Raw genomic sequence first — 26,347 nt, forward strand, 5'->3', positions numbered from 1 at the left:
TTGTTGTAGTGATGGCCGTGAGCGTTGTATCCATGCGTCACGAGCCGATGACCGAAGCATAACATCCGCACCAACGGCCGCGAAGGCACAAAGTCCTTGCACTGGTAATATATTAGGCCTACCATCCTGATATATCAGATTTAGCCACCAAGGAGCTACACGCTATGACCGCCTTCATGGACCAGGATTTCCTCCTCACCACCGACGTCGCCCGCAAGCTTTATCATGAAGTTGCCGCCGACCTGCCGGTCATCGACTACCACTCGCACCTGCAGCAGGGCGAGATCGCCGAGCGCAAGAAGTTCCGCAACATCGCCGAGCTGTGGCTGGGCGGCGACCATTACAAATGGCGTTTGATGCGCACGGCGGGCGTGCCGGAGGAATACTGCACGGGCGACCGCTCGGACAAGGAAAAATTCCTGGCCTTCTGCAAGGTGCTGCCGCTCGCCATCGGCAACCCGATCTACCACTGGAGCCACCTGGAACTGCGCCGCATCTTCGGCATCGACCTGGTCATCAACGAGAAGAACGCGGAAGCGATCTGGGAACAGGCGAACGCGAAACTGGCCGGCATGGACACGTGGACGTTCCTGGAGCAGGCCAAGGTGGAAATCGCCTGCACGACGGACGACCCGGCCGACGATCTGCTGCAGCACGCCGAGATCGCGCAATCGGCGCTGAAGACCCGCGTGCTGCCGGCCTACCGTCCGGACAAGGCCATGCGCATCAATAACCCGGGCTTCGAACAATACGTGGCCCGCCTTGCCGACGTGTCCGGCGTGAAGATCGATTCGTTCACGTCGTTGATCGCCGCGCTGGCCAACCGTGTGGAATACTTCCATGCGCGCGGCGGCCGTATTTCGGACCACGCGATCGACATCCCGCTGCCGGCCGTCGCCGCGACGGCCGACCAGCTGGACGGCCTGTTCGCCAGGCGCATGCGCGGCGAGCTGCTGGGCGACCTCGAACAGGCGCAATACCTGCGCGGGCTGCTGGAGGCGATCGGGGGCGTCTATGCGAAATACGACTGGACGATGTGCTTCCACATCGGTGCCATGCGCAACAATAACCAGCGTATGCTGGAGACTTTGGGTCCGGATACCGGCTTCGATTCGATTTCCGATATGACGACGAGTAACGGCCTCGTGGCGCTGCTGTCTGCGCTCGACTCCCGTAAACAGCTGCCGAAGACGATGCTGTTCAACCTGAACCCGGCGATGAATGAAGTGCTTTCGACGATGATCGGCAACTTCCAGGACGGCACCGTGGCCGGCAAGGTGCAGTTCGGCCCGGCCTGGTGGTTCAACGACCACAAGCTGGGCAACCTGAACCAGATCCTCGCCTTCGGCAATCACTCCGTGCTGGGCATCTTCGTGGGCATGGTGACGGACTCGCGCAGCTTCGCGTCGTACCCGCGCCACGACTACTTCCGCCGCCTCGTGTGCCGCCAGCTGGGCGAATGGGTCGCCAGCGGCGAGTATCCGGAAGACTACGATGCGCTGGCGACCATCGTGCGCGGTATCTGCTACGAAAACGCCAAGAACTACTTCAAGCTCTGATTGGGCAACCATGCAAAAAGTAATCTGCATTCACCCGGACGACAGCATGCTGGTCGCCCTGACCGACCTGGCGCCGGGTGATGTCGTGACGTGGAACGGGGAGAACATCCTCGTCTCCACGCCTGTCAAGACCAAGCACAAACTGGCGCGCCGCGCCTTCGCCGAGGGCGAGCTGCTGTCCATGTACGGCGTCGTCGTCGGCAAGGCCACCCAGCCGATCCGCAAGGGGGAGGCCGTCACGACGGACAACCTCGCGCATTACGCGTCCGAGGTGGAGATCGGGGAGTCGAAGCCTTATACGTGGACGCCGCCCGACGTCGCGGACCTGAAAGAAGCGACATTCGACGGCATCGTGCGCGCGGACGGCCGCGTGGGCACCGCCAATTACTGGCTGATCTTCCCGCTCGTGTTCTGCGAGAACCGCAACGTGGAGCACCTGCGCAATGCGCTGGAAGGACCGCTGGGCTATGCGACCAACGACCTCGCGTCGCTGACGTTCCAGCTGCTCGGCGAAGACATGGAAGCGCCGAAGCCCGTCGTGCGCCCGTTCCCGAACGTGGACGGCGTGCGCATCATCACGCACAACGGCGGCTGCGGCGGCACGCGCGCGGACGCGCGCTCGCTGTGCAAGATCCTCGCCGCGTATGCCGACCACCCGAACGTGGCCGGCATCACCGTATTCTCGCTGGGCTGCCAGAACGCGCAGATCGGCATGTTCAAGGACGCCCTCGCGAAGCAGAACCCCGATTTCGCCAAGCCCGTGCTGATCTACGAACAGCAGCAATGGGACAGCGAAGAAAAGATGATGAAGGCGGTGCTGCAGGACACCCTGACGCACCTGAAGGAAGCGAACAAGGTGCAGCGCCGGCCGATGCCGCTGTCGCACCTGAAGATCGGCGTGAAATGCGGCGGCTCGGACGGCTTTTCCGGCATTTCCGCCAACCCGGCGATGGGCTATGTGTCGGACATGGTCGTCGCCGTCGGCGGTTCGTCGATCCTCGCGGAATTCCCGGAACTGTGCGGCGTGGAGTCGTCGCTGATCGAACGCTGCGTCGAGGACGACGACAAGCGCCGCTTCCTCGGCATGATGCGCGACTTCGAACAGCGCGCGCTGGCCGTCGGCACGCATTTCGCCGACAACCCGAGCCCCGGCAATATCCGCGACGGCCTGATCACGGATGCGATGAAATCGGCCGGCGCCGCGAAGAAGGGCGGCACGTCGCCGATCGTCTCCGTGCTGGACTACGGCGAGCAAACGGACAAGCAGGGCCTGGCACTGCTGTGCACCCCGGGCGGCGACGTCGAATCCGTCACCGGCATCGTGGCTTCGGGCGCGAACGTCGTGCTGTTCTCGACGGGCCTCGGCACCCCGACCGGCAACCCGATCGTCCCCGTGCTGAAAATCTCCAGCAACAGCCGCGTGGCCGCCAAACTGTCCGACCTGATCGACTACGACTGCGGTCCGATCATCGAAGGCAAGCCGCTGCCCGAGGTGGCGAAAGGCCTGTTCGACATGGTCGTGGCGACGGCGGGCGGGCAATACAAGTGCAAGGCCGACCGGCTGCAGCAATACGACTTCATTTTCTGGAAACGCGATATTTCGCTGTAAGGGCAGACCCATGACTCAACTTCGTCGTACCACTCCGTTCGAACTGCCGGTCAAGATCCTGCAGTTCGGGCAGGGGAATTTCATGCGCGGTTTCTTCGACTGGCAAATCGACCTGCTCAACGAGCGCACGGGCCTGGATGCCGGCGTCGTCGTCGTGCGCCCGCGCGGCGGTGGCTCGGCCCCGCTGCTGGACGTGCAGGACGGCCTGTTCACCGTGCTCGTGCGCGGCCTGGACGAGGCGGGGCTGCCCGTGAAGCAGTACCGCAAGGTCGAATGCGTGCAGCGCGAGATCGATCCGGCCACGATGTATGCCGACTACCTGGCCCAGGCGGCCAATCCGGACCTGCGCTTCATCGTCTCCAACACGACGGAGGCGGGCATCGTCGTCAACGACACCGATGGCCAGGCCGACGCGCCGCCCGTGACGTTCCCCGCCAAGCTCACGCAACTGCTGTTCGCGCGCTACCAGGCGTTCGACGGCGCACAGGACAAGGGCCTCATCCTGCTGCCGTGCGAACTGATCGACAAGAACGGCGAAGCGCTGAAGAACGCCGTGCTGCACTATGCGCGCCTGTGGGACCTGCCGGCCGGCTTCGCCGCGTGGATCGGCGACGCCTGCACGTTCTGCAGTACGCTCGTCGACCGCATCGTCACCGGCTACCCGGCCGCGGACGCCGCGCAGATCGAGCAGGAACTGGGCTACGCGGACCCGTTCCTCGTCGCGGCCGAGTACTACTACCTGTTCGTGATCCAGGGCCCGGCGGCGGTCGGGGAAGAGCTGAAGCTCGCGGGCGCGGACCTCAACGTGAAGCTCGTCGACGACATCACGCCGTACAAGAAGCGCAAGGTCGGCATCCTGAACGGCGGCCACACGACGCTCGTTCCGGTCGCGCTGCTGGCTGGCCTGGAAGCGGTCGGTCCGGCCGTCGACGATGCGCAGGTGGGCGCGTTCCTGCGCGCCGCCATCGATGACGAGATCATCCCGGCGCTGGAGATGGACCGCGTGGAACTGGAAGCGTTCGCCGCCGACGTGCTGCGCCGCTTCCGCAACCCGGCCATCCACCACCGGCTCGCGGCGATCGCGCTGAACAGCTGGAGCAAGTTCGCCGCGCGCGTGCTGCCGCAGCTGCTGCGCTACGCCGAACTGCACGACGGCCGCCTGCCGCGCCGCCTCGTGCTCGCCATGGCCGCGACGATGGTGCTGTACCGCGGCGGCGTCATCGACCTCGCGGACGATCCGGCCACGCTGGCCTGGTTCAAGGCAGGCTGGGACAAGGTCGGCAGCGGCGCGTGGTCGCTCGACGACCTGGCCCGCGGCTGGCTCGCCCACGCCGCGCTGTGGGGCAGGGACCTGAATTCGGTACCGGGACTGGCTACGCAACTGGCCGCGAACCTGCGCGACATCGAACAGCAGGGCATCCGCGCACTGCTGGCGTAAGGCACTCACTAACAACGAAAGAAGAAGCCGCAGGCGCACCCGCGCCGAGCGGCCCGGAATTTTGCGCGCCTAAAAAACGGCGCCGGAGGAGACAACATGAGCAAAATGAAGGGCATGCGCTGGTGGATGGTGGGCCTGGTCACGCTGGGACTGATCGTCAACTACCTGGCGCGCAACACGCTGTCCGTCGCGGCGCCGACGATGATGGCCGACCTGCACATCGACACGAAGCAGTATTCGTACATCGTCGTCGCGTGGCAGGTCTGCTACGCCGTCATGCAGCCCGTGGCCGGCTTCGTGCTGGACGCGATCGGCACCAAGATCGGCTTCGCCGTGTTCGCGTTCGCATGGTCGCTGGCCTGCGCCTGCGCCGCGCTGGCCTCCGGCTGGCAGAGCATGGCGTTCTTCCGCGGGTTGCTCGGGCTGACGGAGGCGGCGGGCATCCCGGCCGGCGTCAAGGCGACGACGGAGTGGTTCCCCGCCAGGGAGCGGTCGGTCGCCATCGGCTGGTTCAACATCGGCTCGTCGATCGGCGCCCTGTGCGCGCCGCCGCTCGTCGTGTGGGCGATCCTGCACGCGGGCTGGAAGTCGGCGTTCGTCATCGTGGGCGTGCTGGGCATCGCGTGGACCCTGCTGTGGACCGTGTTCTACAAGCACCCGCGCGACCAGAAACTGCTGTCCGATGCGGAGCGCGATTACATCCTGGCGGGCCAGGAAGCGAAGCACCAGGACAGCGCCGCGAAGGCGTCGTGGCGCGAGATCGTCAGGAACCGGAACTTCTGGTCGATCGCGATCCCGCGCTTCCTGTCCGAGCCGGCGTGGCAGACGTTCAACGCCTGGATCCCGCTGTACATGGCGACCGAGCGCCACATGGACCTGAAGGAGATCGCGGTGTTCGCGTGGCTGCCGTTCCTCGCCGCTGACATCGGCTGCGTGCTGGGCGGCTATCTGTCGCCGTTCGTGCACCGGCATTTCAATGTTTCCCTGTTCGCGTCACGCAAATGGGTCGTCGCGTTCGGCGCGCTGTGCATGATCGCCCCGGGCTGCATCGGCCTCGTGGCCAGCCCGTACACCGCGATCTTCCTGCTGTGTATCGGCGGCTTCGCGCACCAGACGCTGTCCGGCGCGCTGTACGCGATCACGTCCGACGTCTTCGGCAAGAACGAAGTGGCGACGGCCACCGGGCTGGCCGGCATGTCCGGCTACCTGGGCGCGACCCTGTTCACGCTGGTGTTCGGCATCGTGGTCACGCACGTGGGCTACAGCCCGCTGTTCGTCGTGCTGGCCGTGTTCGACGTGCTGGCGGCGGTCGTCGTGTGGACCATGGTCCGCGACGGCGGGCCGCGCACGCCCCGCAAGACAGATGCCCCGGCCGTCGCCGGCATCCGGTAAACTCTCGGCCGATACTCAACACAAGGACTCACGATGGCAGCACACACCGTCTACGCGATCGGCGAATGCATGATCGAACTGCAGAAGCACGGCGACCAGGGCACGCTCGACTACCGCTTCGGCGGCGACACGCTGAACACGGCCGTGTACATGGCGCGCCTGCTCGATCCGGCGGTCGCGAACGTCGCGTACGTGACGGGCCTGGGCCAGGACGGCATGTCCGCCGAGATGGCGGCCGCGTGGGAGCGCGAAGGCGTCGCCACCGCCAGCGTGCTGCGCCTGGCGGACCGCCTGCCCGGCATCTACATGATCGAGACGGACCCGGACGGCGAGCGCCGCTTCCACTACTGGCGCAAGGATTCCGCCGCGCGCCACTGGATGGCGGCGCCGGGCGCGGACCGGGTGCTCGCGCAACTGGCCGGGGCGCGCATGGTGTACCTGTCCGGCATCAGCCTCGCGATCCTGTCCCCGGGCGACCGCGACGTGCTGATCGCGACGCTGGCGCGGTGCCGCGCGGCGGGCGGCAAGGTCGTCTTCGACAACAACTACCGGCCGCGCCTGTGGGAGAGCGCGGACACGGCGCGCGACGTCTATGGCCGCGTGCTGGCCCATGCGGACATCGCGCTGCTCACGCTGGACGACGAGGTCGCGCTGCATGGTCCGGGCGCCGCGCGCGACGCGATCGAGCGCACGCGCACGCTGGGCGTGGGCGAGATCGTCGTCAAGTGCGGCGGCGATCCGGCCGTCGTCTGGCACGACGGCACGGTGCACGAAGTGGCGCCGGAACCCGTGAACGACGTGGTCGATACGACGGCCGCCGGCGATTCGTTCGGCGCCGGGTACATGGCCGCGCGCCTGTCGGGCAACGGGCCAGCCGACGCGGCGCGCGCCGGGCACCGCCTGGCCGGCACGGTGATCCGCCACCGCGGCGCGATCATTCCGCGCGACGCGATGCCGAATTCGCTACACTTCCGACCATGAACCAGGCCCCACCCAATCCCGTGGCCGAGGCCGAGAGCGGCCTCTCCGCGTCGCGCCGCGTCTACCTGTGCCTGCGCCGGCGCATCGTCGAGATGGACATGCTGCCGGGCACCCGCGTCGTCGAGCGCGACATCGCCGAGGAGTTCGGCACGAGCCGCACGCCCGTGCACGAGGCCGTGCAGCGCCTGGCGGACGAAGGCCTGATCGAGATCGTGCCGCGCTCGGGCACGTTCGTGTCCCGCATCCCGCTCGACGCGCTGGACGAGGCCAACCTCGTGCGCCACGCGCTGGAGACGGCGATCATCGAAAAGGCGGCCGAGCGCGTGGGACCGGACGACATGGCACGCCTGCGCGCGATCCTGGCCGAGCAGGAGGCTGCCATCACCGCGAACGACTTCGGCACGTTCCACCGCACGGACGAGCGCTTCCACGCGCTGCTGGCCGAGCTGTCCGGCTACCCGGGCGTGTGGCCGATCATCCAGCAGGCCAAGACGCAGATGGACCGCTACCGCCAGCTCACCCTGCCGCTGGAAGGCCGCATGGCCGGGGTGCTGGAAGAGCACCGGTCCGTCGTCGACGCGATCGAGGCGCGCGACCCGGCCCGCGCGGTGGCCGCCATGCGCGAACACCTCGACCATGTGATGCCGGTGCTCGAAATCACCCGCAAGCTGCGTCCGGAATTCTTCACCGCCCACCTCGACGCGCGCCCCCCACGCTGAAGCGTTTTTTGCCCCGCGCGACCGATTTGTTACCATGGTGGCTCGTAAACTTTGATGAAGTCAGCCATGCCCAACAACAAGCGCCCGGCCAAGGGCCCGTCGGCCCAGCCCAACCGAAGGTCAGCGACGCCGGCCAAGCCGGCCAAGGCCGCCAGGCCGGTGGAAGCGGATCCCGACGAGCTGGCCCAGAATCTCGTCGACCTGGCGCTCGAGATCACCGAGCGCGAAGGCCCCGACGCGGCCACGCTCACCGCGCGCCAGGAAGAACTGACCGTGCTCGTGCGCCGCATGCTGCGCCGCAAACACGACGACGTGCTGTACGGCGCCATCGAAGTGGCGAAGTACACGGATCCCGATTGCTGCCGCCTGCTGCGCGAGCGCGTGGAAGAAGAGGCCGCCACCTACCACGTCCGTGACGACGAGACCGAACTGGAAATCGACGCCTTCATGATCCCGCTGTTCGTGCACAGCACGGGCGGCCTCGTGCAGGAAGACGTGTTCCGCGACGACGCCGATTTCGACGCCCTGATGGACAGTTTCCGGCAGTCCGGCCTGGCCAGCGCCGCCACCCGCATCGTGCTCGTGCGCCACCTGTACGACCTCGACGCCGTCGACCGCATCCGCTACAGCCACCTGCAGGAGATGCTGCGCGAAGCCGCGCAGGCGCTGCGCTCGCGCAAGCTCGTCGCCACGCCCGCCATCGAGGCCAGCATGCGGCCGTGGATCGGCGGCGACTACGAGCCGGAAGACGAGGCGATGGAACTGCGCTTCCTGCTCGGCTTCGCGCTGAAACCGGCCGACGATCCGTTCTACAAGGTGCCGTCCGGCGAGGCCGCGTCCGATGCGTACTTCGAAGGCCGCATGGCCCGCTACCGCATGTGGGCCGGCAGCGTGTCGCCGCTGCTGCAGCGCTGCCTGTCGCGCCATCCGGCCGGGATCGAGCTGAACTTCCTGTACCAGGACCTGTTCTACGGCGCCAAGGAGCAGGGCGTGGGCGAGCTGTCGATGCTCGGCACCCTGGCCGAGGTCAACCAGAAACTGGAAGAGCAGCAGCGCCCGCCGGACCGCATCAAGGCCGTCGTCGCGCCTCTGGAAGCCAACGGCGAGCCAGTCCTGAGGATCAACCTGTACCCGCTGGACGGCGGCGCGCCGCTGGCCACGGTCGACAAGCCGCTCGACCTGGCCGCCCACCTGGAGGCCGAGCTGGAAGACTTGTGCGATGCGCTGGGCACGGTCGGCCTCGACGGCGTGCTGCTGGCGCGCAGCTTCGACGCCGCCGGCGAACCGGAAGACGCGGAACCCTATCTTTCGGCCTGAGGCGTTCAAACCCGGAAAAACGCATTCATGCCGCGGGCGTACCCCTTCGTCGCATCGTCCGCCGGGTCATCATGGCGTCGATACAATGATCCTTGTCGAACGTTACAAGGGGTCCATGATGACTGTTCCATTCCGCCGGCGATGCGTTGATACGCCTCCCGCTGAAGGCCTTGATCGAACAGCTCGATCCCGGCCAGTTCGTGCAGGTGCACCGCGCCGCGATCGTCAACCTGCAAGCGATCGACCACATCGTGCGGGACGGGACGGCGATGGAAATCCTGCTCAAGGGCAGGCCCGAAAAGCTCGCCGTGAGCGAGGCGTACGGCCGGCAATTCCGCCAGATGTGATCCCGTTTTGCGGCACTGCACACGTCGTCACGCAAGCGTAGACGATGCCGCTTCGTAGTGATTTTTCCATTGTCCGCGTAGGAGGGAACCTACAATTTTTGGCACTCTGCCGAGCTCTCCTAGGGAGACCCGGACCGTAGGGGGGGCGGCACGTTTCCCGATGCAAACATTGCAATGCATAAATGAAAATATTAAGAATTTTGCATGATACGATTCACTGGTCCGGCATCTGATCTGTCGGTGTTTTCCAGAGCATCGACGCATCAGGTTCCGGCCTTGAATCCAGATCAACTAGAACGCCCCAAGGCGAAAGGAAATCAACATGCCGACCCTGATCGTGTTTTGCCATCTGCGCTGGGACTTCGTCTTCCAGCGCCCCCAGCACCTCATGACTCGCCTGGCGGAACACTACCGAATCCTGTTTGTCGAGGAGCCGGTGTATGACGAGGGCAAGGCGCACCTGAAGAAGACGGCCGTTGCGCCGAACATCACGGTGTGCCAGCCGCATACCGGCATCCAGGCACCCGGCTTCCACGACGACCAGATCCCCACGCTGCAGACGCTGCTGGCCGACCTCGTCCCGGAAGGCGAGCGTCCCGTCGTCTGGTTCTACACCCCGATGGCCCTGCCGCTGCTGCAAGGCTTCGATCCGGCACTCGTCGTCTACGACTGCATGGACGAACTGGCGGCCTTCAAGAACGCCCCGAAACAACTGCTGCAGCGCGAAAACGCACTGCTGAACATCGCCGACCTCTGCTTCACGGGCGGTCCGAGCCTGTACCAGTCCAAGCGCGAGCGCCACGCCAACGCGCACTGCTTCTCGAGCAGCGTCGACGCGAAACACTTCCAGAAGGCGCTGGACCGTGACTACAGCCACCCGGAGCAGGCGCACGTCGCCCGTCCGCGCCTGGGCTTCTACGGCGTCATCGACGAGCGCTTCGACACCGACCTCGTCCGCCAGGTCGCGCAAGCGCGGCCGGACTGGCAGATCGTCCTGGTGGGTCCGGTCGTGAAGATCGACCCGGCCAACCTGCCGCGCGCGAACAACATCCACTACATGGGCCAGCGCACGTACGAACAGCTGCCGCAATTCCTGGCCGGCTGGGACGTCTGCCTGCTGCCGTTCGCGCTGAACGAGTCGACCAAGTTCATCAGCCCGACCAAGGTGCTGGAATACATGGCGGCCGAACTGCCGTCCGTCAGCACCCCGATCACGGACGTGAAGGTGCCGTACGGCGACGTCGTCGCGATCGCGGACACGCCGGAAAAATTCATCGCCGCCTGCGAACGCATGCTGGCCATGAACGACGAGCAGCAAGCCGCGCTGAAGGAGCGCATGCGCGCCATCGTCGCCAACACGTCGTGGGACAAGACGGCCGCCAGCATGCACCACCTGATCCAGACGACCGCGCCGAGCAACAAGGCCCAGCGCTTCCTGGCGCAGGCGGAACAGCGCGACTTCGACGACGTCGTCAACGCCGAGAACGTCAATCCGCTGCCGATCGCCGCACTGGCCGCGCGCATGACGCCGAAGGACGGGATGGCGAAGGCCGCGGGCTGATCGCAGAAATCGCTCAACCGGGCGATTAAATCGCGCAAACGCGCGTGACCGGTGACGAACGTGAATACAATTCGCGCATGCGAACGTATTCACTCTTCATCGCTCATGTAATCGCCCTCTTGCTGGCGGTCGCCAGCGGCGGCGCGGGAGCGCAGGGCACGGCGACCTGGATCTGGTCCCCGGGCGATTTCGAGATCTGGCTCTCCAACCGGATGCAGGTGCAGCGCGTCGAGCGCGACGTCGCCTGGCCGCCGTTCTGGCGCCTGTACCACCATCAGCCGCAGGTGAACTTCATCCGGCAGGTCGACCTGGCCGCGCCGGAAGACATCGACATCGCCGTCGAAGGCATCTACAACGTCGCCATCGACGGCCAGTTCGTCCATGGCGACCAGCACCGCGTGCGCGTCCCCGCCGGCAGGCACACGCTCAACCTGCAGGTCTATAACGCGGCCTCGCCGCCGGCCGTGTTCGTGCAGGGACCGACGATCCGCTCCGACGCCTCGTGGTCGGTCGGTCCGCGTCCCGGCGCGCCGGCGGCGCATGCGGCGCACTGGAACCTCAGCGCGCCGGACACACCGCCATCCCGCTACCGCCTGCCGACCCGCGAGATCCCGGCCGTCGCCGTCGCGCGCGCGGACGGCGGCGTCCTCGTCGACTTCGGCCAGGAGACGACGGGATTCGTCAAGCTGAAGAACCTGACGGGCAGCGGCAAGGTCACCCTGTACTACGGCGAATCGAAAGAGGAAGCGCTGTCCGAGCAGGGCGCGGAGACCCTCGACCGCTTCCCGCTCGCGGACCACCGCGGCGACTTCATCGCGCCCACGTCGCGCGCGATGCGCTACGTGAACGTCCGCTTCGATGGCGGCATACGCGCCGACGACGTGACGCTCCTGTACGAATACCTGCCCGTCGCGCACCGCGGCACGTTCAAGAGTTCCGACGACGAGTTGAACCGGATCTGGGACGTCGCCCAGCGCACGCTGGAACTGAACACGCGCGAATTCTTCATCGACGGCGTCAAGCGCGACCACTGGGTGTGGTCCGGCGACGCCGTGCAAACGTACCTGATGAACTACTACACGTTCTTCGACAGCGACACGGTCAAGCGGACGACGTGGGCACTGCGCGGCGCGGATCCCGTCGACATGCACATCAACACGATCCTGGATTACTCGCTGTACTGGTTCATCGGCATCCGCGACTACTACCAGTACACGGGCGACGCGGACTTCGTGAAGAGCGTCTACCCGCGCATGACGACGCTGATGGACTTCGTGCTCGCGCGCCGCAACGCGAACGGCATGCTGGAAGGCTTGCCGGGCGACTGGGTGTTCGTCGACTGGGCCGACATGCCGAAGGATGGCGAGCTGGCCGTCATCCAGCTGCTGTTCGCCAGGAGCCTGGAAGCGATGGCGGATTGCGCGGCGCTGGCCCACGACGACGCGAAGGCCGCGACGTACCGCCAGCTCGCCGCGGAGCTGAAGACGAAGATCATGGCCGCGTTCTGGGATCCGCAACGCCAGCTGTTCATCCACGCCCGCAAGGACGGCAAGGTCAACCCGCTCGTCACGCGCCATCCGAACATGTTCGCGCTGATGTTCGGCTATCTGGACGACGCGCAGGCCGCCGCCGTGCGCCGCAACGTCCTCACGAGCGACTCGGTACCGAAGATCACGACCCCGTACATGCGCTTCTACGAACTGGCGGCGCTGGCGGAAAGCGGGCAGCAGCGCTACGTCACGGGCCAGATCAAGGATTATTGGGGCGGCATGCTGCGCGCGGGCGCGACCTGCTTCTGGGAGCAGTACGACCCGAACGTGGAGGGCGCCGCGCGCTACGCGATGTACGGCAAGCCGTTCGGCATGAGCCTGTGCCACGCCTGGGGCGCGAGTCCGCTCTACCTGCTCGGCAAATACTACCTGGGCGTGAAGCCGACGCAGCCCGGTTACGCCGCCTATGTCGTCGAGCCGGACCTGGGCGGCCTGGCATGGATCGACGGGAAGGTGCCGACGCCGCGCGGCGACATCGCCGTGTACGCGGACGCGCAGACGATCCGGGTGACGGGCGTGGCGGGGCAGGGCGTCCTGCGGTTCACGAGTGCGGGCACACCCCGCAGCGATGGCGGGACGATCCGCAGGATCGGCGAGCGCCGCTACGAGCTGGCGCTGGAAGGAGGGAAGACGGTCACTGTTGCGCGCAAAAAATAAGCTGTTGCGGGGATTCCTTGGGTGCATCTATAATCCGGTCAGTACGTTATAGATTAAAAACCAAGGAGACCGAATTGCGCCGCTCACTTCTTTCCACCCTCATCCTGTGCGGCCTGTTCGCCAGTCCGCTCGCATCCGCTGCCGACAAGGCCGTCCAGCTGACGCACGTCGCCGGCCCGTTCGCCGCCGATCCGGCCTCGCTGGACAAGTACGAAACCCCGGGCTGGTTCCGCGACGCCAAGTTCGGCATCTGGTCCCACTGGGGCCCGCAGGCCGTGCCGCGCGCCGGCGACTGGTACGCGCGCAATATGTACATCTACGGCACGCCGCAGTACGAACACCATCTCAAGCACTACGGCCACCCGTCCAAGTCCGGCTACAAGGACATCATCCCATTGTGGAAGGCCGAGAAATTCGATCCCGACGCCCTGATGGCGCTGTACGCCAAGGCCGGCGCGAAGTATTTCGTCAGCATGGGCGTCCACCACGACAATTTCGACCTGTGGGATTCGAAGTACCACCGCTGGAACGCCGTCAAGATGGGACCGCACCGCGACATCGTCGGCGACTGGCAGAAGGCGGCCGTCAAGGCGGGCCTGCGCTTCGGCGTCTCCGAGCACCTGGGCGCGAGCTACGGCTGGTTCGGGACCAGCCATGGGCACGACGAGGTCTTCCCGCAGCTTGGCGTGCCGTACGACGGTGCCGATCCGCAGTACGCGGACCTGTACCACCCGAAGCATGACGAGCTGTTCGGCGGCGGCCAGAAGTGGTACACGAAGGACGCGGCGTATCACCAGGAATGGTTCAACCGCATCACCGACCTCGTGACGCACTACAAGCCGGACCTGCTCTACTCCGACGGCGGCATTCCGTTCGGCGACACCGGCAGGACCCTCGTCGCGAATTTCTACAACGAGAACATCAAGACGCACGGCAAGCTGGAAGCCGTGTACAACCACAAGGACATCGGCTCCGGCGAGTTCCTGCGCAAGGCCGGTGTACAGGACGTCGAGCGGGGTGTCATGAACGGCATCCAGCCGCTGCCGTGGCAGACCGACACGTCGATGGGCGACTGGTTCTATAGCGAGGGCTACAAGTACAAGACCACGCGCGACGTCGTGACCATGCTGGCCGACATCGTCAGCAAGAACGGCAACCTGCTCCTCAACGTCGTGCAGTACCCGGACGGCAGCCTGCCGCCGGAATCCCGTAAATTCCTCGACGAGATGGCAGCGTGGATCCAGGTCAACGGCGAAGCCATCTACGGCACGCGGCCGTGGAAGACGTTCGGCGAAGGCCCGACGAAGACGGAGGGCGGCGCGTTCAAGGAAAACGCGGACTACACGGCCGCCGACATCCGCTTCACCACCAAGCGCGGATCCGTGTACGCCATCACGCTGGGCGAGCCGAAGGGGCAGGTGCGCATCGCGTCGCTCGGCGCGAAGGCCGGGCTGGACAAGCGCCCGGTCAAGTCGGTGTCGCTCGTGGGCGCCACCGCGCCGCTGCGCTGGAAGCAGCAGGACGACGCCCTCGTGATCGACGTGCCGGCCAGCCTGCCGACCACGATCGCCTCCAGCTTCAAGATCGGATTCTGACATGAACATGCGTATGTTGACGCTGGCGCTGCTGGCCGCCTTCAGCGGTGCCGCGTCCGCCGCTTCCACGGGGCAGGTCGCGGTGACGTCGCCGAACGGGCGGGCCGTCATCAAGATCGCGCGGGACGGCGGCAGCTACGCCGTGACGCGCGGCGGCGAAACGGTGATCGCTACGTCGCCGCTGGGCCTCGAATTCGACGGCCAGCCGGAGTTCGGCGCGCTGGTGCTGGAAAAGGTCACCAGGACGAGCGCGGACCGCGCCATTCCGCTCGTCGCGACGAAGGCGTCGAGCGCGCGCGACCGCTACCGCGCCGCGACGCTCCAGTTCCGCGACCGCGCGGACGCCACGCGCCGCCTGCTCGTGGACGTGCGCGCCTACGACGACGGCGTCGCCTTCCGCTACCGCATCGACGGCAGCGATCCCGTCCGCCTGCGCGGCGAAAAGACGGGCTTCGTGCCTGCGGGCGATCCGGACTGCCTGATCTCGGTGTTCGACGGCGCGCATGAAGTGCCGTTCGCACGCCAGAAGATCACCCAACTGGACGACAAGAAGGGCTACGACGTGCCGGTCGTGTGCACGACGCCGTCCGGCCGCACCGCCTACGCGATCACCCAGGCCAACCTCGGGGGCTACACGGGTGCGTCGCTGTGGCGCGATGGCGCCGGCCTGCGCGTGCATCTCTCGCCGGTGCCGGGCCGCGCCGCGCCCGTGTACGCATCGCAGGGCGGGTTGCAGACCGCCTGGCGTGTCGTCATGCTGGGCAACCGGCCGGGCGATTTGATCGCCTCGAACCTGGTCGGCAACCTGAATCCCGCCGCGCAGGGCGATTTCAGCTGGGTCAAGCCGGGCAAGGCCGCATGGGACTGGTGGTCGGGTCCGCTCATGGGCATGAAGCCGGACATGGCGGCCTACCGCCGCTTCATCGACTTCGCCGCCGTATCGGGCTTCCCGTACTACCTGATCGACGCGGGCTGGTCCAAAGGCGCCAACGCCGACGCCTGGGTCGCGCTGCCGACCACCGACATCACCCGCACCGCCGACGGCATCGACATGCCGGAACTGGTGCGCTACGCGGCCTCGAAGGGCGTCGGGCTGATCCTGTGGGCCCACTGGGAACACGTCGCGGCGCGCATGGACGAGGTGCTCGACACCTACGCGCGCTGGGGCATCAAGGGCGTCAAGATCGACTTCATGAGCCGCGACGACCAGGACATGGTGGCATTCTACGAACGCGTCGCGCGGGCCACGGCCCAGCGCCACCTGCTGCTGGACCTGCACGGCGCCTACGTGCCCGCCGGCCTGCAGCGCACGTATCCGAACTTCATCACGCAGGAAGGCGTCCTGGGCGCGGAGTGGAGCAAGATGCAGAAGAAGGTCACGCCCGAGCACAACCTGATGCTGCCGTACACGCGCATGCTGGCCGGGCCGATCGATTACACGCCGGGCGGCTTCCGCAACGTCGCGCCCGCGGCCTTCCAGGTACGCGCCGAGCTGCCGTTCGTGCAGAACACCCGCGGCCAGGAACTGGCGAAGTACGTGGTGTACGACAGCCCGCTGCAGATGGTGTCCGACGATCCGGACGCCTACCGCGACGCCGAAGGCTTCGATTTCATCCGCCAGGTGCCGACGGCGTGGGACGAGACCCGTTTCCTGTCCGGCGAACCGGGCAAGGACATCGTGCTGGCGCGGCGCCAGGGCACGACGTGGTACGTGGGCGCGATGTCCGCGGACGAGGGCACGACGACCAAGCGCGTGCCGCTGGACTTCCTGCCGGCCGGGCGCTACAAGGCGACGATCTGGGAAGACGGCGCCACGCCGAACAACGTCAAGCTGCGCGAAGCGGACGTGACGCCGCGCGACGCCCTGGCCCTGGAACTGGCGGGGGCGGGCGGCGCGGCGGTGATCCTCGAAGCCCGGTGATCAGGCCAGCGGGTCGATCGCGAAGGCGGGCATCCGGACGTTTTCGCGCGCGGCCTCGAGGAACTTGTCCGCGGTGAGCAGCGCCTCGTGGATGGTCACGTCCATGTCGAGGTAGCGGTACGTGCCGAGCCGGCCGACGAAAGTCACGTTCGGCTCGGTGCGCGCCAGGTTCACGTATTTTTCCAGCTGCGCCTTCTCGCGCGCCTGGCGGATCGGGTAGTACGGCGTATCGTTTTCCTCGCACTGGCGGCTGTACTCCATGTAGCAGATCGTGCGCTCGTGCTGTTCCCACGGCGAGAAGTGCTTGTGCTCGGTGATGCGCGTATAGGTCTGCGAATCATCGCAGTAGTTGATGACGGCGTTGCCCTGGTAGTCGCCGGTGTCGCGGAAGACTTCGAAATCCAGCGTGCGGTACGGCAGGCGGCCTTCGACGTGCTTGAACCAGGCGTCGATCGGGCCGCTGTAGAACACGTGGTCGTAATCCGCCTTGGACGCCGGATCGAAGCGCGTCCCGAGGTGCACCTTGATGCCCGGCACCTTCAGGATGTTTTCCACGAGCGCCGTGTAGCCGTCCTTCGGCATGCCCTGGTACTTGTGGTTGAAATAGTTGTCGTCGTAATTGAAGCGCACGGGCAGCCGCTTCAGGATGCTGGCCGGCAGTTCGCTCGGATGCAGGCCCCACTGCTTCATCGTGTACGTCTTGAAGAAGGCTTCGTACAGTTCGCGGCCCACGAAGCGCAGCGCCTGTTCCTCGAACGTCTGCGGATTCTCGATCGACTTGTCGCCCAGCGACTGGATGAACGCCTGGGCTTCGGCCGGACGGAACGTCTTGCCGAAGAACTGGTTGATCGTCAGCAGGTTGATCGGCAGGGTGAACACGCGGTTGTTCGTGATCGCCTTCACGCGGTTCACGTAGGGCATGAATTCCGCGAAACGGTTGACGAATTCCCACGCCCGTTCGTTATCGGTGTGAAAAATGTGCGGTCCATACACATGGACCATGACGCCGGTCTCGCTGTCGCGCTCTGAGTGGCAATTTCCCGCGATGTGGTCGCGCGCCTCGAAGATCTCGACGGTGTAGCCCGCATGGGCCAGCTGGTGGGCGATGACAGCTCCGGAAAATCCAGCACCGACAATGGCAATATTTTTTTTCATTCGCTGATCCTGTTTGAAAAGTGATGTGTGACCCATGCCCGCATGCGCTGCTGGTGACTTGCAGTTACTACACGATAGGAATGTGAAATATAGTGCCAAAAATATATCACCTCTCACCCGTTTGGCCCCGCACAATTGGATGCGGACGAATGCATGGCGATTATTCGAACGCGTCACGCAAATACAAAAACCGCCGGCCGAAGCCAGCGGTTTTCGTCACGCCAAGCGGTGAGTGATCAGCGCTTGCGCATTAACGCTTGCGCATTAACGCTTGCCATCGTTCTTGTGGCTCTGCGAGCCGGCCTTGGCGTGCTGCTCCGGCGTGCCGCCGCGCGTGCTGTTACCCCGCTGATTGCCGCTCTGCGAGTTGCCAGCGTTACCGCTCTGGCTGTTGCCGTCGTTCTTGTGGCTCATCGAGCCGGCACGGCGTGCTTCTTCCGAAGTGAACTCGTGGGCATTGCCCGAAGCGTGGGCGGCGCGGCCGCCTTCCGATGCGATTTCGCGCTGCTTTTGCGGGTCCATCGATGCGAAACCGCGGTTGCTGGTATCGCCGCTCTGGTTGTTGCCCTTGTTACCGCCTTGTTGGTTGTTCGATGCCATGATCGTTCTCCTTTAAGTGGGTTGAGCGCATTTGCACTTCCTCTGCCGGAGCAGCGTCTCGTGACGTCCGATCGGGAAGAGGTGAGTCCATGGTAAGCCCGTCCTTATGCATGGTGAATAGGAATTCTTACGGCTGACTTGTAGGATGAGTCTGTCCATTTTGGTGCAACAATCAGTGCACGGACGGCCCCGGCGGCATCGCATCGCCGCGGCGCAGGAAGGATTCCGCGAGCTTCGGGTCGTCCAGCCGCACGATCGACAGCGGGTGCGCGAACTCGATGCCTTCCTTCTGGAAGCGGCGGTAGATCTCGAGGAAAATCGCCTGCTGCGCATCCATGTGCAGGATGTAGTCCGGGCTGCGGAAGTGGTACACGACTTCGAAATCCAGCGACCACTGGCCCCAGCTGAAGAAGTGGGCGCGCTCGAAGTCGACGTTCTGCTGGCTCGAGACGATCTCGCGGATGATCTGCGGGATGCGGCACAGCTGGTCTTCCGGCGTGCCGTACGCGACGCGCAGGACGAACGCCACGCGCCGCGTCTGCATGCGCTTGTGGTTGTGGATGCGGCTTTTCAGCAGCTCGCCGTTGGAAAACACGACCTGTTCGCCGCCGAGCCCGCGCACGCGCGTCGTCTTGAGGCCGATGTGTTCCACCGACCCGAGTACGTCGCCCACGATGATGAAATCGCCGACCTCGAACGGCTTGTCCAGCATGATCGACAGCGACGCGAACAGGTCGCCAAGGATGTTCTGCGTGGCGAGCGCGACGGCCACGCCGCCGATGCCCAGGCTGGCCACGAGGGTCGTGATGTTGATCCCGAAGTTATCGAGGATCATCAGGGTGACGACCACCCACAGCAGCAGCCGCGAAATGAAGCACAGCACGCTGCTCGATGCGCGCCGCGCGCCGTCGACCGGGCCGATGCTGAACCGGTCGCGCCATGCGCGCAGGCCCGTGTCGCCCCAGATCGCCGCCTGCAGCAGCAGCGACGCGATGGCGATGCGGGTGACGAACTTGTCCTGCCTGGCCGTCAGTTCCAGGAACGTGCTGCCGAAATACACGGCAAACGCGAGGATGAACAGCAGATACGTCTTCGACAGCATCGCCGTGACGAAGTCGTCCAGCCGGGTTTCGGTCCGGCGCGACAGCGCTTCCATGCGCCGCAGCACGAACGCGCGCAGGAACACCATCGCGACGGCACTGCCAAGCGCCACGCCCAGGGCCAGGGCCCAGTCTTCGACACCATTGTTGAGAAAGGAGACATGCCCGGATCGGGACAGGAAGGGAAACGTCATCGACATGATTCACTAAAAACGAAAGCCAGCCGCCAGTGTGCGGGCGGGCGCCATCCGGCCGCGCACAATTGACTTTCGGAAGGGCGCGGCATACATTGTCTTATTTGCATCAATACACCGCCCGACACCGATGGCCTCCGACCAGACCACCAAGATCCTGCTCGTCGACGACCAGCCGGCCAACCTGGCGGTGCTCGAGGCCATCCTGGCGGACCTGGGGCAGACGCTCGTGTCCGTGACGTCCGGCGAGGCGGCGCTGCGCGAAGTGCTGGCCCACGATTTCGCCGTCGTGCTGCTGGACGTGCGCATGCCGACGATGAACGGGTTCGAGCTGGCGGAGCTGATCCGCGAGCACCCGCGAACGCACAGCCTGCCCATCATCTTCCTCACCGCCGGCGACGCCGACGAATTCCCGCTCGAGCGCGCGTACGCGCTGGGCGCGGTCGACTATCTCACCAAGCCGCTCAATCCCATCGTCCTGCGGGCCAAGGTCGCCGTGTTCATCGACCTGTACCGCAAGAACGCGGAACTGGCCCGCATCGAGGAAGAACGCCACCGCGCCCAGCTGCGTTCGCGTGATGCCCGCTTGCGGCTCATCCTCGACAACATCCGCGACTATGCGTTCATCGGCACGGACGTCGACCGCATCGTGACGGAGTGGGAAGGGGGCGCCGCCGCGATCACCGGCTGGTCGTCCGACGACATGCGCGGGCGCGGCGCCGACCTGCTGTTCACGCCGGAAGACGTGGCGCACGGCCAGCCCGAGCTGGAAGCCCGGCGCGCGCTCGAACAGGGCCGCGCGGAGGACCGCCGCTGGCACCTGCGCCGCGACGGCACGCGTTTCTTCGCGGACGGCGTGATGGTGCCGCTGCGCGACGAGGCGGGCGTCCACGTCGGCTTTGCCAAGATCATCCGCGACGCCACCGCCGAAAAGCTGGCCGCCGAACGGCTGGCCGAGAGCGAACACGAACTGGACGAAAGCCGGCGCGAGGCCGAGGCCGAACGCGAACGGCTGCTGCGCGAGCTGCAGGCCGCCAGCGAGCGCATGCGCGACATCTTCCACCGCGCGCCCGCCATCATGTGCGTGATGAGCGGCCCGGACCACGTGATCGAGATGGCCAACCAGCGCTTCCTGGAACTGGCCGGCGGCCGCAAGCTTGCCTGGCGCCCCGTGCGAACGGCCTTGCCGGAACTGGCGGGGCAGGGTTTTGCCGACGTGCTGGACCGCGTGTTCGCGAGCGGCGAAGCGGTCGAGGGCCATAACGTGCGCCTGCTGCTGGCCCCTGCCGCGGACGGCACCGGCGACGCGCACACGGGCCTGGAGGAACACTTCCTCGACTTCGTGTGCATGGCCCTGCGGGAACCGGACGGCAGCGTGTCGGGCGTGCTGCTGCACGGCGTCGACGTCACCGAGCGCGCGCGTGCGAACCTGCTGGCCATCGGCCAGCGCGGCGCGCTGGAACTGGCCGTCACCGACGCGCCGCTCGGCGACGTGCTCGACGTGCTGGCCCGCACCGCCGAGGATTACACGGGCGGCGCGGCGCTGGCCTCCGTGCAGCTGATGGCCGGCGGCGGGCGCCTGCAGCACGCGGCGGCGCCGTCGCTCGCCGTGGAATTCCAGCGCGCGCTCGACACCGTGCCCGTCGGCCCCGTCGCGGGTGCCGCCGGCAGCGCCGCGTGGCAGGGCGCACCGATCGTCTGCGCCGACATCGCGACCGACCCGCTGTGGCAGCAGCACGTGCTGCTCGCGCAGGGGCACGGACTGCGCGCGGCGCGCGCGCTGCCGATCCTGGCGCCGTCCGGCACGGTGCTCGGCACGTTCACCCTGTACTACCGCGAACGGCGCCTGCCGAACCCGCAGGAAGAGGCGGCGCTCGCGCTGCTGGCGAATACCGCGTCGCTCGTGATCGGCCAGCGCCACGAGGCGGCCGAACGGCAGGCCGCGGAGCACCGCTCGCGCGCGATCCTGGAAAGCATGAGCGAGGGTTTCATCGCGCTCGATCCGGCCTGGCGCATCACGTACGCGAACGGCGCGGCCGAAGCCGTCACGCGCAAGCCGCGCGAGGAACTCGTGGGCGCCCAGTTCTGGGACCTGTTCGCGCGCCTGCAAGGCAGCCAGCAGGAACGCGCGCTGCGGCGCACGGCGCTGGAACGCGAACGATCCCGCATCGAAGCGTACGACGACGCCGAGGGCCGCTGGTTCGAGATCAACTCGTTCCCGATGGAGGGGGCCGGCGGACTCGCGCTGTATTTCCGCGACGAGACCGACCGCCGCCGCGCCGAAGAGGGCATCCGGCGCCTGGCCGCCGTGGCCGAGCAGTCGTCCGACTTCATCGGCATCTTCACGCCGGACGCCGGCGGCATCTACCTGAACCCGGCGGGCCGGCGCATGGCGGGCCTCGATGACCGCACCAACATCGCCGCCTGGCGCATGATCGATTTCTTCCCGCGCGAAGACCGGCCGTTCGTGCGCGACCACGTGATGGCCGCGCTGACGGTCGGCGCGGCCGAATGGGAGGGAGAACTGCGCCTGGCGCAACCGGACGGCCGGCCGCCGCTGCCCGTCTACTTCAAGGGGTTCGCGGTGCGCGACGCGGAGGGCAACAACATCGGCCTCGCGACCATCACGCGCGACATCACGGCGCAGAAGCGCGCCGAGGACGAGCTGCGCCGCGTGGCCGCCGACCTGTCCGAGGCGGACCACCGCAAGAGCGAATTCCTCGCCACGCTCGCGCACGAACTGCGCAACCCGCTGGCCCCGATCCGCACGGGGCTCGACCTGTTGCGCATGGCGCCGGCCGACAAGGACGCGCTGGCGCGCATCCACGCGATGATGGACCGCCAGCTGGGCCACCTGATCCACCTCGTCGACGACCTGCTCGACATCGCCCGCATCACGCGCGGCAAGATCGAACTGAAACGGGAGAACGTCGACCTGAAGGTCATCGCGCAGATGGCCGTGGAGACGAGCGCCGCGCTGATCGAAGCGCACGGCCACCGCCTGGACGTCGACCTGCCCGAGGAACGGCTGCCGCTCGAGGCGGACGTCACGCGCATGGTGCAGGTGCTGTCGAACTTGCTGAACAACGCCGCCAAGTACACGCCGGCCGGCGGGCGCGTCGCGCTGTCCGCATGGCGCGAGGACGGGCACGCCGTGGTCGCCGTGTCGGACAGCGGCATCGGCATTCCGCCGGATGCGATCGGCTCCGTGTTCGAGATGTTTACGCAGGTGCGCGGCAGCCTCGACCGGGCACAGGGCGGCCTCGGGATCGGTCTGTCGCTGGTGCGCCGCCTCGTCGAGCTGCACGGCGGGCGCGTCGCCGCGTTTTCCGCCGGCCGGGGCCACGGCAGCACGTTCACGGTGCGTCTGCCGCTGCAACCCGGCTCGCCGCACGCGCGTCCGCGCGCGACCGGGGAGGACGCGCACGCGCGGCCACCGGCGCCCCTCCGGGTGCTGGTCGTCGACGACAACGCGGATGCGGCCGACAGCCTCGTCGCGCTGCTCGACGCGCTCGGCCACACGACATCGGTCGCGCGCGACGGCCCGGAAGGTCTGCGCCTGGCGCTCGAGGCGCAGCCGGACCTGGTCCTGCTCGACATCGGCCTGCCCGGCATGAGCGGCTACGAGGTGGCGCGCGCGATCCGGCGCAACCAGGGGATGCGCCAGATCGTCCTCATTGCATTGACCGGCTGGGGCGCGCAGAGCGACCAGCAGCAGTCGCACGAGGCGGGCTTCGACCAGCACCTGACGAAGCCCGTGAGCCTGGAGGCGCTGGAACAGGCGCTGGCCGCCGCCGCGCGCACGCTGCCATGAAGACCGTCGACGTCTCCTGCGGCACCCTCGTGGTGGACGCCGGCGGCCGGCTGCTGCTGGGCCACGTCACGCACACGCCGCGCTGGGACATCCCGAAGGGCTTGCGGGATCCGGGCGAAACGCTGCTGGACGCGGCCATGCGCGAACTGTTCGAAGAGACGGGCCTCGCATTCCCGGCCGGCGCCTTCCGCGAGCTGGGCCGCTTCGACTACCGGCGCGACAAGGTGTTGCACCTGTTCCGCGTGGACGTGGGCGAGGCGCTGCCGGACCTTGCGCACCTGGTGTGCACCAGCATGTTCCCGCACCACGTGACGGGCAGGCCGACGCCGGAGATGGATGCCTTCCGCTGGGCCACGCGCGACGAGGTCGCGGCGTTGTGCTGGCCGCGCATGGCCGCGAAGCTGCTAGCGATCGGCTGGTGAAGGAGTCCGCCGCGATTCCACGTCGCGCAGCACGGACTCGATGGCCGTCACCGTCGCCGGCTTCGTGAGATGCGCGTCGAACCCGGCCTGCGCGGTGCGCGCGCGGTCGTCCGCGCCGCCCCAGCCGGTGAGCGCGACGAGCATGACGCCGTCGTGGCGCGCCTCGCGCCGCACGGCCTGCGCCACCTCGTAGCCGGACAGGCCGGGCATGCCGATGTCGAGGAACACGGCGTGCGGTTCCAGGCCGCCCAGCATGCGCAGCGCCTGGTGGCCGTCGTGCGCCACCGCGACGTCGTGGCCCATCACGGTCAGCAGCGCGGCCAGCGTGTCGGCCGCGTCGCGGTTGTCGTCCACGACGAGCAGGCGCAGCGCCGGAATGCGGGTCGGGTCCGGGCCCGGCGCGCCGGGCGCCGCCTTGTCCGCGCCATGGTCGGCCAGCGGCAGGCGCACCGTGAAGACGCTGCCCGTGCCGATGCCGGCGCTGGCCGCCTGGATCGTCCCGCCGTGCAGCTCGACGAGGCTTTTCACGAGCGACAGGCCGATCCCGAGGCCGCCCGGCATGTGCCGGGTCGCGTTCGGGATTTGCGTAAACATGCGGAAGACTTCGTCGAGCGCGTCGGGCGGGATGCCGATGCCGTTGTCGGACACGGCGATCAGCGCCTGCCGGCCGTCGCGCTCCGCCGCCAGCACGATGTGGCCGCCGCGCGGGGTGTATTTCGCCGCGTTGTTCAGGAGGTTGCTGACGACCTGCGTGATGCGGTTGGCGTCCGCGTGCAGCATCAGCGGCTCGCCCGGCAGCCGCACGTCGAGCTCGTGGCGCGCCGCCTCGATCAGCGGCAGGCTCGTTTCGACGGCCGCGTTCAGCACGTCCGCGAGCGGCACCAGCGCCGGCTTCAGGTCGACCTGGCCGCGCGTGATGCGGGCCACGTCCAGCAGGTCGTCGACGAGGTGCACGAGGTGGTCGAGCTGGCGGTCCATGATGTCCTGCACGCGCGCGATGGCGGCCGGGTCGGAGCGGGCGCGCCGCATCAGCTGCAGGCCGCTGCGGATGGGCGCCAGCGGATTGCGCAGCTCGTGCGCCAGCGTGGCGAGGAATTCCGTCTTGCGGCGGTCCTGCTCGGCCAGGTCGTCGGCCAGGCGGCGCAGCTCCAGCTCCGTGCGGCGGCGTTCCGTGATGTCGGTGAACAGCACGACCACCTTGCGGCTGCCGGCCGGACCCACGCGCGCCGCGTACACGTCGTACCAGCGGCCCATGTGCGCCGCCTCGTCGACGAAATGCGCCGGCTCGCCCGTCGCCGCGACGCGGCCGTAGGTCTCGAACCAGTGGGCCTCGTGCTGCGGGACGAGCGAGCGCATCGTGCGCCCGACGGCATGGGCCAGCCCCGTGGCCTTCACGAACGCCGGATTGACCTCGAGGAAGCGGTAGTCGTTCGGGATGCCGGCATCGTCGTATAGCATCTCGACGACGCACACGCCTTCGTCGATCGCGTCGAACAGCGTGCGGTAGCGTTCCTCGCTCGCCTGCAGCCGCTCCTCCGCCTCTTTCTGCAGCGACGCGTCGATCACGACGCCGCGCATCATGCCGCGCGTGCCGGCATGCCGGTCCAGGTGGCCGCGCGCCAGCACCCAGCGCCACGCGCCGTCCGGCGTACGGACGCGGAACGTGGCATCGTACGGCGCCCCCGTCTCCATGGCGCGGCCGAGCAGGACCTGGGTCGGCGGCACGTCGTCCGGATGGATCGCGGCGAAATACGTGGCCACCTCGGCGCTTTGCCCGTCTTCGGGACGCAGGCCGAACATCTCGATCATGCGCGCGTCCCCCCGGATGCGGCCCGTGGCGATGTCCAGCGACCACACGGCCACCTCGGCCGCGGCGATGATGGCTTCCAGGCGCGCGCGGGTGTCCTGCAGCGCGGTCTCCGCCCGGCGCCGCTCGGCCGCCGTGGCGTAGGCTTCCAGGAAGAAGCGCGCCTTGGCCTTGAGGATGGGGACGGAGACGGGATCGTGCAGCACGGCCAGCGCGCCGGCGTCGTACAGCGACTCGAGCGTGAACGGCGGGGAGCCAGGCACGCCGTGCGCGATCACGGGCGCCTCCGGCAGGGCGGCGCGCAGGCGGCGCACGCTGTCGAACAGGGCGTCGACGTTGCCGGAATAGCCGGCCAGGACGAGGGCGAAGCCGGGCAGGTCGTCGCCGTGGCGGGCGTGCGCCAGCGCCTCGTCCAGCGTGCCCGCACGCACGAGGTCGTAGCCCATCTCGGCGGCAACGGTGCCGATGGCCGGGTCGGAAACGGGACGGTCGCACAGGAACAGCACGCGTCCCTGCATCCGGCCGCTCACACGGGAAGTGGAAGTCATCGTGATGCGACTGTAGGAGCTGAACGGCCAACTGTCAACGGTGACATTCGGGCGCCGTCTC

The 26,347-nt window shown here is 67.2% G+C and carries 18 protein-coding genes; 14 read left to right on the forward strand and 4 right to left on the reverse strand.

Annotated elements, in window-relative coordinates:
• Positions 1-164: 164 nt before the first annotated feature.
• From uxaC to ACL58G_RS20465, 12 genes are all read left to right on the forward strand, one after another.
• Positions 165-1,559 carry a glucuronate isomerase gene (uxaC, locus tag ACL58G_RS20410; RefSeq protein ID WP_440962963.1) on the forward strand — a complete coding sequence of 465 codons (1,395 nt, stop codon included), beginning with the start codon at positions 165-167 and terminating at the stop codon, positions 1,557-1,559.
• A 10-nt stretch (positions 1,560-1,569) separates the two neighbouring features.
• On the forward strand, positions 1,570-3,168 hold the full coding sequence (locus tag ACL58G_RS20415) for a UxaA family hydrolase (RefSeq protein ID WP_413388687.1): 1,599 nt from the start codon (positions 1,570-1,572) through the stop codon (positions 3,166-3,168).
• A 10-nt stretch (positions 3,169-3,178) separates the two neighbouring features.
• Positions 3,179-4,606 carry a tagaturonate reductase gene (locus ACL58G_RS20420; RefSeq protein WP_440962964.1) on the forward strand — a complete coding sequence of 476 codons (1,428 nt, stop codon included), beginning with the start codon at positions 3,179-3,181 and terminating at the stop codon, positions 4,604-4,606.
• A gap of 96 nt (positions 4,607-4,702) precedes the next feature.
• Positions 4,703-5,998, forward strand: coding sequence for an MFS transporter (locus tag ACL58G_RS20425; RefSeq protein WP_440962965.1), 1,296 nt, complete (start codon positions 4,703-4,705; stop codon positions 5,996-5,998).
• A gap of 33 nt (positions 5,999-6,031) precedes the next feature.
• Positions 6,032-6,979: a sugar kinase gene (locus ACL58G_RS20430; protein WP_440962966.1), complete on the forward strand. Its 948-nt coding sequence runs from the start codon at positions 6,032-6,034 to the stop codon at positions 6,977-6,979.
• A complete protein-coding gene (locus ACL58G_RS20435) occupies positions 6,976-7,698 on the forward strand; it encodes a GntR family transcriptional regulator (RefSeq protein ID WP_440962967.1) in 723 nt (240 codons plus the stop codon). Before ACL58G_RS20430 ends, ACL58G_RS20435 begins: the two co-directional genes overlap by 4 nt.
• 66 nt (positions 7,699-7,764) lie before the next feature.
• Positions 7,765-9,015, forward strand: a complete 1,251-nt coding sequence (locus ACL58G_RS20440) for a DUF2863 family protein (protein WP_440962968.1) — start codon at positions 7,765-7,767, stop codon at positions 9,013-9,015.
• A gap of 146 nt (positions 9,016-9,161) precedes the next feature.
• Positions 9,162-9,362, forward strand: coding sequence for a LytTR family DNA-binding domain-containing protein (locus ACL58G_RS20445; RefSeq protein ID WP_440962969.1), 201 nt, complete (start codon positions 9,162-9,164; stop codon positions 9,360-9,362).
• Between the two features lie 322 nt (positions 9,363-9,684).
• Positions 9,685-10,923, forward strand: a complete 1,239-nt coding sequence (locus ACL58G_RS20450; protein WP_413388673.1) for a glycosyltransferase — start codon at positions 9,685-9,687, stop codon at positions 10,921-10,923.
• 77 nt (positions 10,924-11,000) lie between these two features.
• Positions 11,001-13,130, forward strand: a complete 2,130-nt coding sequence (locus ACL58G_RS20455; protein WP_440962970.1) for an alpha-L-rhamnosidase-related protein — start codon at positions 11,001-11,003, stop codon at positions 13,128-13,130.
• Positions 13,131-13,204: 74 nt separating this feature from the next.
• On the forward strand, positions 13,205-14,725 hold the full coding sequence (locus tag ACL58G_RS20460) for an alpha-L-fucosidase (RefSeq protein ID WP_440962971.1): 1,521 nt from the start codon (positions 13,205-13,207) through the stop codon (positions 14,723-14,725).
• Between the two features lies 1 nt (position 14,726).
• Positions 14,727-16,646, forward strand: a complete 1,920-nt coding sequence (locus ACL58G_RS20465; protein ID WP_440962972.1) for a glycoside hydrolase family 97 protein — start codon at positions 14,727-14,729, stop codon at positions 16,644-16,646.
• Here ACL58G_RS20465 and glf read toward each other — a convergent pair whose 3' ends face one another.
• From glf to ACL58G_RS20480, 3 genes are all read right to left on the reverse strand, one after another.
• Positions 16,647-17,801, reverse strand: a complete 1,155-nt coding sequence (gene glf, locus ACL58G_RS20470) for a UDP-galactopyranose mutase (RefSeq protein ID WP_440962973.1) — start codon at positions 17,799-17,801, stop codon at positions 16,647-16,649.
• A gap of 264 nt (positions 17,802-18,065) precedes the next feature.
• On the reverse strand, positions 18,066-18,401 hold the full coding sequence (locus ACL58G_RS20475; RefSeq protein ID WP_413388663.1) for a KGG domain-containing protein: 336 nt from the start codon (positions 18,399-18,401) through the stop codon (positions 18,066-18,068).
• 172 nt (positions 18,402-18,573) lie between these two features.
• Complete coding sequence (locus tag ACL58G_RS20480) at positions 18,574-19,695, reverse strand: mechanosensitive ion channel family protein (protein WP_440962974.1); 1,122 nt, start codon at positions 19,693-19,695, stop codon at positions 18,574-18,576.
• Positions 19,696-19,825: 130 nt separating this feature from the next.
• On the opposite strand from ACL58G_RS20480, the gene ACL58G_RS20485 reads away from it, so the two are divergent.
• Together ACL58G_RS20485 and ACL58G_RS20490 are read left to right on the forward strand one after the other, a co-directional pair.
• Complete coding sequence (locus ACL58G_RS20485) at positions 19,826-23,509, forward strand: response regulator (RefSeq protein WP_440962975.1); 3,684 nt, start codon at positions 19,826-19,828, stop codon at positions 23,507-23,509.
• Positions 23,506-23,931, forward strand: coding sequence for an NUDIX hydrolase (locus ACL58G_RS20490; RefSeq protein ID WP_440962976.1), 426 nt, complete (start codon positions 23,506-23,508; stop codon positions 23,929-23,931). Before ACL58G_RS20485 ends, ACL58G_RS20490 begins: the two co-directional genes overlap by 4 nt.
• On the opposite strand, the gene ACL58G_RS20495 is transcribed toward ACL58G_RS20490, so the two are convergent.
• Positions 23,914-26,286, reverse strand: coding sequence for an ATP-binding protein (locus ACL58G_RS20495; protein WP_440962977.1), 2,373 nt, complete (start codon positions 26,284-26,286; stop codon positions 23,914-23,916). The genes ACL58G_RS20490 and ACL58G_RS20495 overlap by 18 nt on opposite strands.
• Between the last annotated feature and the right edge of the window lie 61 nt (positions 26,287-26,347).

This window comes from Massilia sp. GER05, assembly GCF_052056005.1.
Classification (GTDB): Bacteria; Pseudomonadota; Gammaproteobacteria; order Burkholderiales; family Burkholderiaceae_D; genus Telluria; species Telluria orientalis.

Excerpts from the sequence above, each read along its gene's own strand:
- uxaC (WP_440962963.1), top strand. The coding sequence starts at position 165 with ATGACCGCCTTCATGGACCAGGATTTCCTCCTCACCACCGACGTCGCC.
- ACL58G_RS20415 (WP_413388687.1), top strand. The coding sequence starts at position 1,570 with ATGCAAAAAGTAATCTGCATTCACCCGGACGACAGCATGCTGGTCGCC.
- ACL58G_RS20420 (WP_440962964.1), top strand. The coding sequence starts at position 3,179 with ATGACTCAACTTCGTCGTACCACTCCGTTCGAACTGCCGGTCAAGATC.
- ACL58G_RS20425 (WP_440962965.1), top strand. The coding sequence starts at position 4,703 with ATGAGCAAAATGAAGGGCATGCGCTGGTGGATGGTGGGCCTGGTCACG.
- ACL58G_RS20430 (WP_440962966.1), top strand. The coding sequence starts at position 6,032 with ATGGCAGCACACACCGTCTACGCGATCGGCGAATGCATGATCGAACTG.
- ACL58G_RS20435 (WP_440962967.1), top strand. The coding sequence starts at position 6,976 with ATGAACCAGGCCCCACCCAATCCCGTGGCCGAGGCCGAGAGCGGCCTC.
- ACL58G_RS20440 (WP_440962968.1), top strand. The coding sequence starts at position 7,765 with ATGCCCAACAACAAGCGCCCGGCCAAGGGCCCGTCGGCCCAGCCCAAC.
- ACL58G_RS20450 (WP_413388673.1), top strand. The coding sequence starts at position 9,685 with ATGCCGACCCTGATCGTGTTTTGCCATCTGCGCTGGGACTTCGTCTTC.
- ACL58G_RS20455 (WP_440962970.1), top strand. The coding sequence starts at position 11,001 with ATGCGAACGTATTCACTCTTCATCGCTCATGTAATCGCCCTCTTGCTG.
- ACL58G_RS20465 (WP_440962972.1), top strand. The coding sequence starts at position 14,727 with ATGAACATGCGTATGTTGACGCTGGCGCTGCTGGCCGCCTTCAGCGGT.
- glf (WP_440962973.1), bottom strand. The coding sequence starts at position 17,801 with ATGAAAAAAAATATTGCCATTGTCGGTGCTGGATTTTCCGGAGCTGTC.
- ACL58G_RS20475 (WP_413388663.1), bottom strand. The coding sequence starts at position 18,401 with ATGGCATCGAACAACCAACAAGGCGGTAACAAGGGCAACAACCAGAGC.
- ACL58G_RS20480 (WP_440962974.1), bottom strand. The coding sequence starts at position 19,695 with ATGACGTTTCCCTTCCTGTCCCGATCCGGGCATGTCTCCTTTCTCAAC.
- ACL58G_RS20485 (WP_440962975.1), top strand. The coding sequence starts at position 19,826 with ATGGCCTCCGACCAGACCACCAAGATCCTGCTCGTCGACGACCAGCCG.
- ACL58G_RS20490 (WP_440962976.1), top strand. The coding sequence starts at position 23,506 with ATGAAGACCGTCGACGTCTCCTGCGGCACCCTCGTGGTGGACGCCGGC.
- ACL58G_RS20495 (WP_440962977.1), bottom strand. The coding sequence starts at position 26,286 with ATGACTTCCACTTCCCGTGTGAGCGGCCGGATGCAGGGACGCGTGCTG.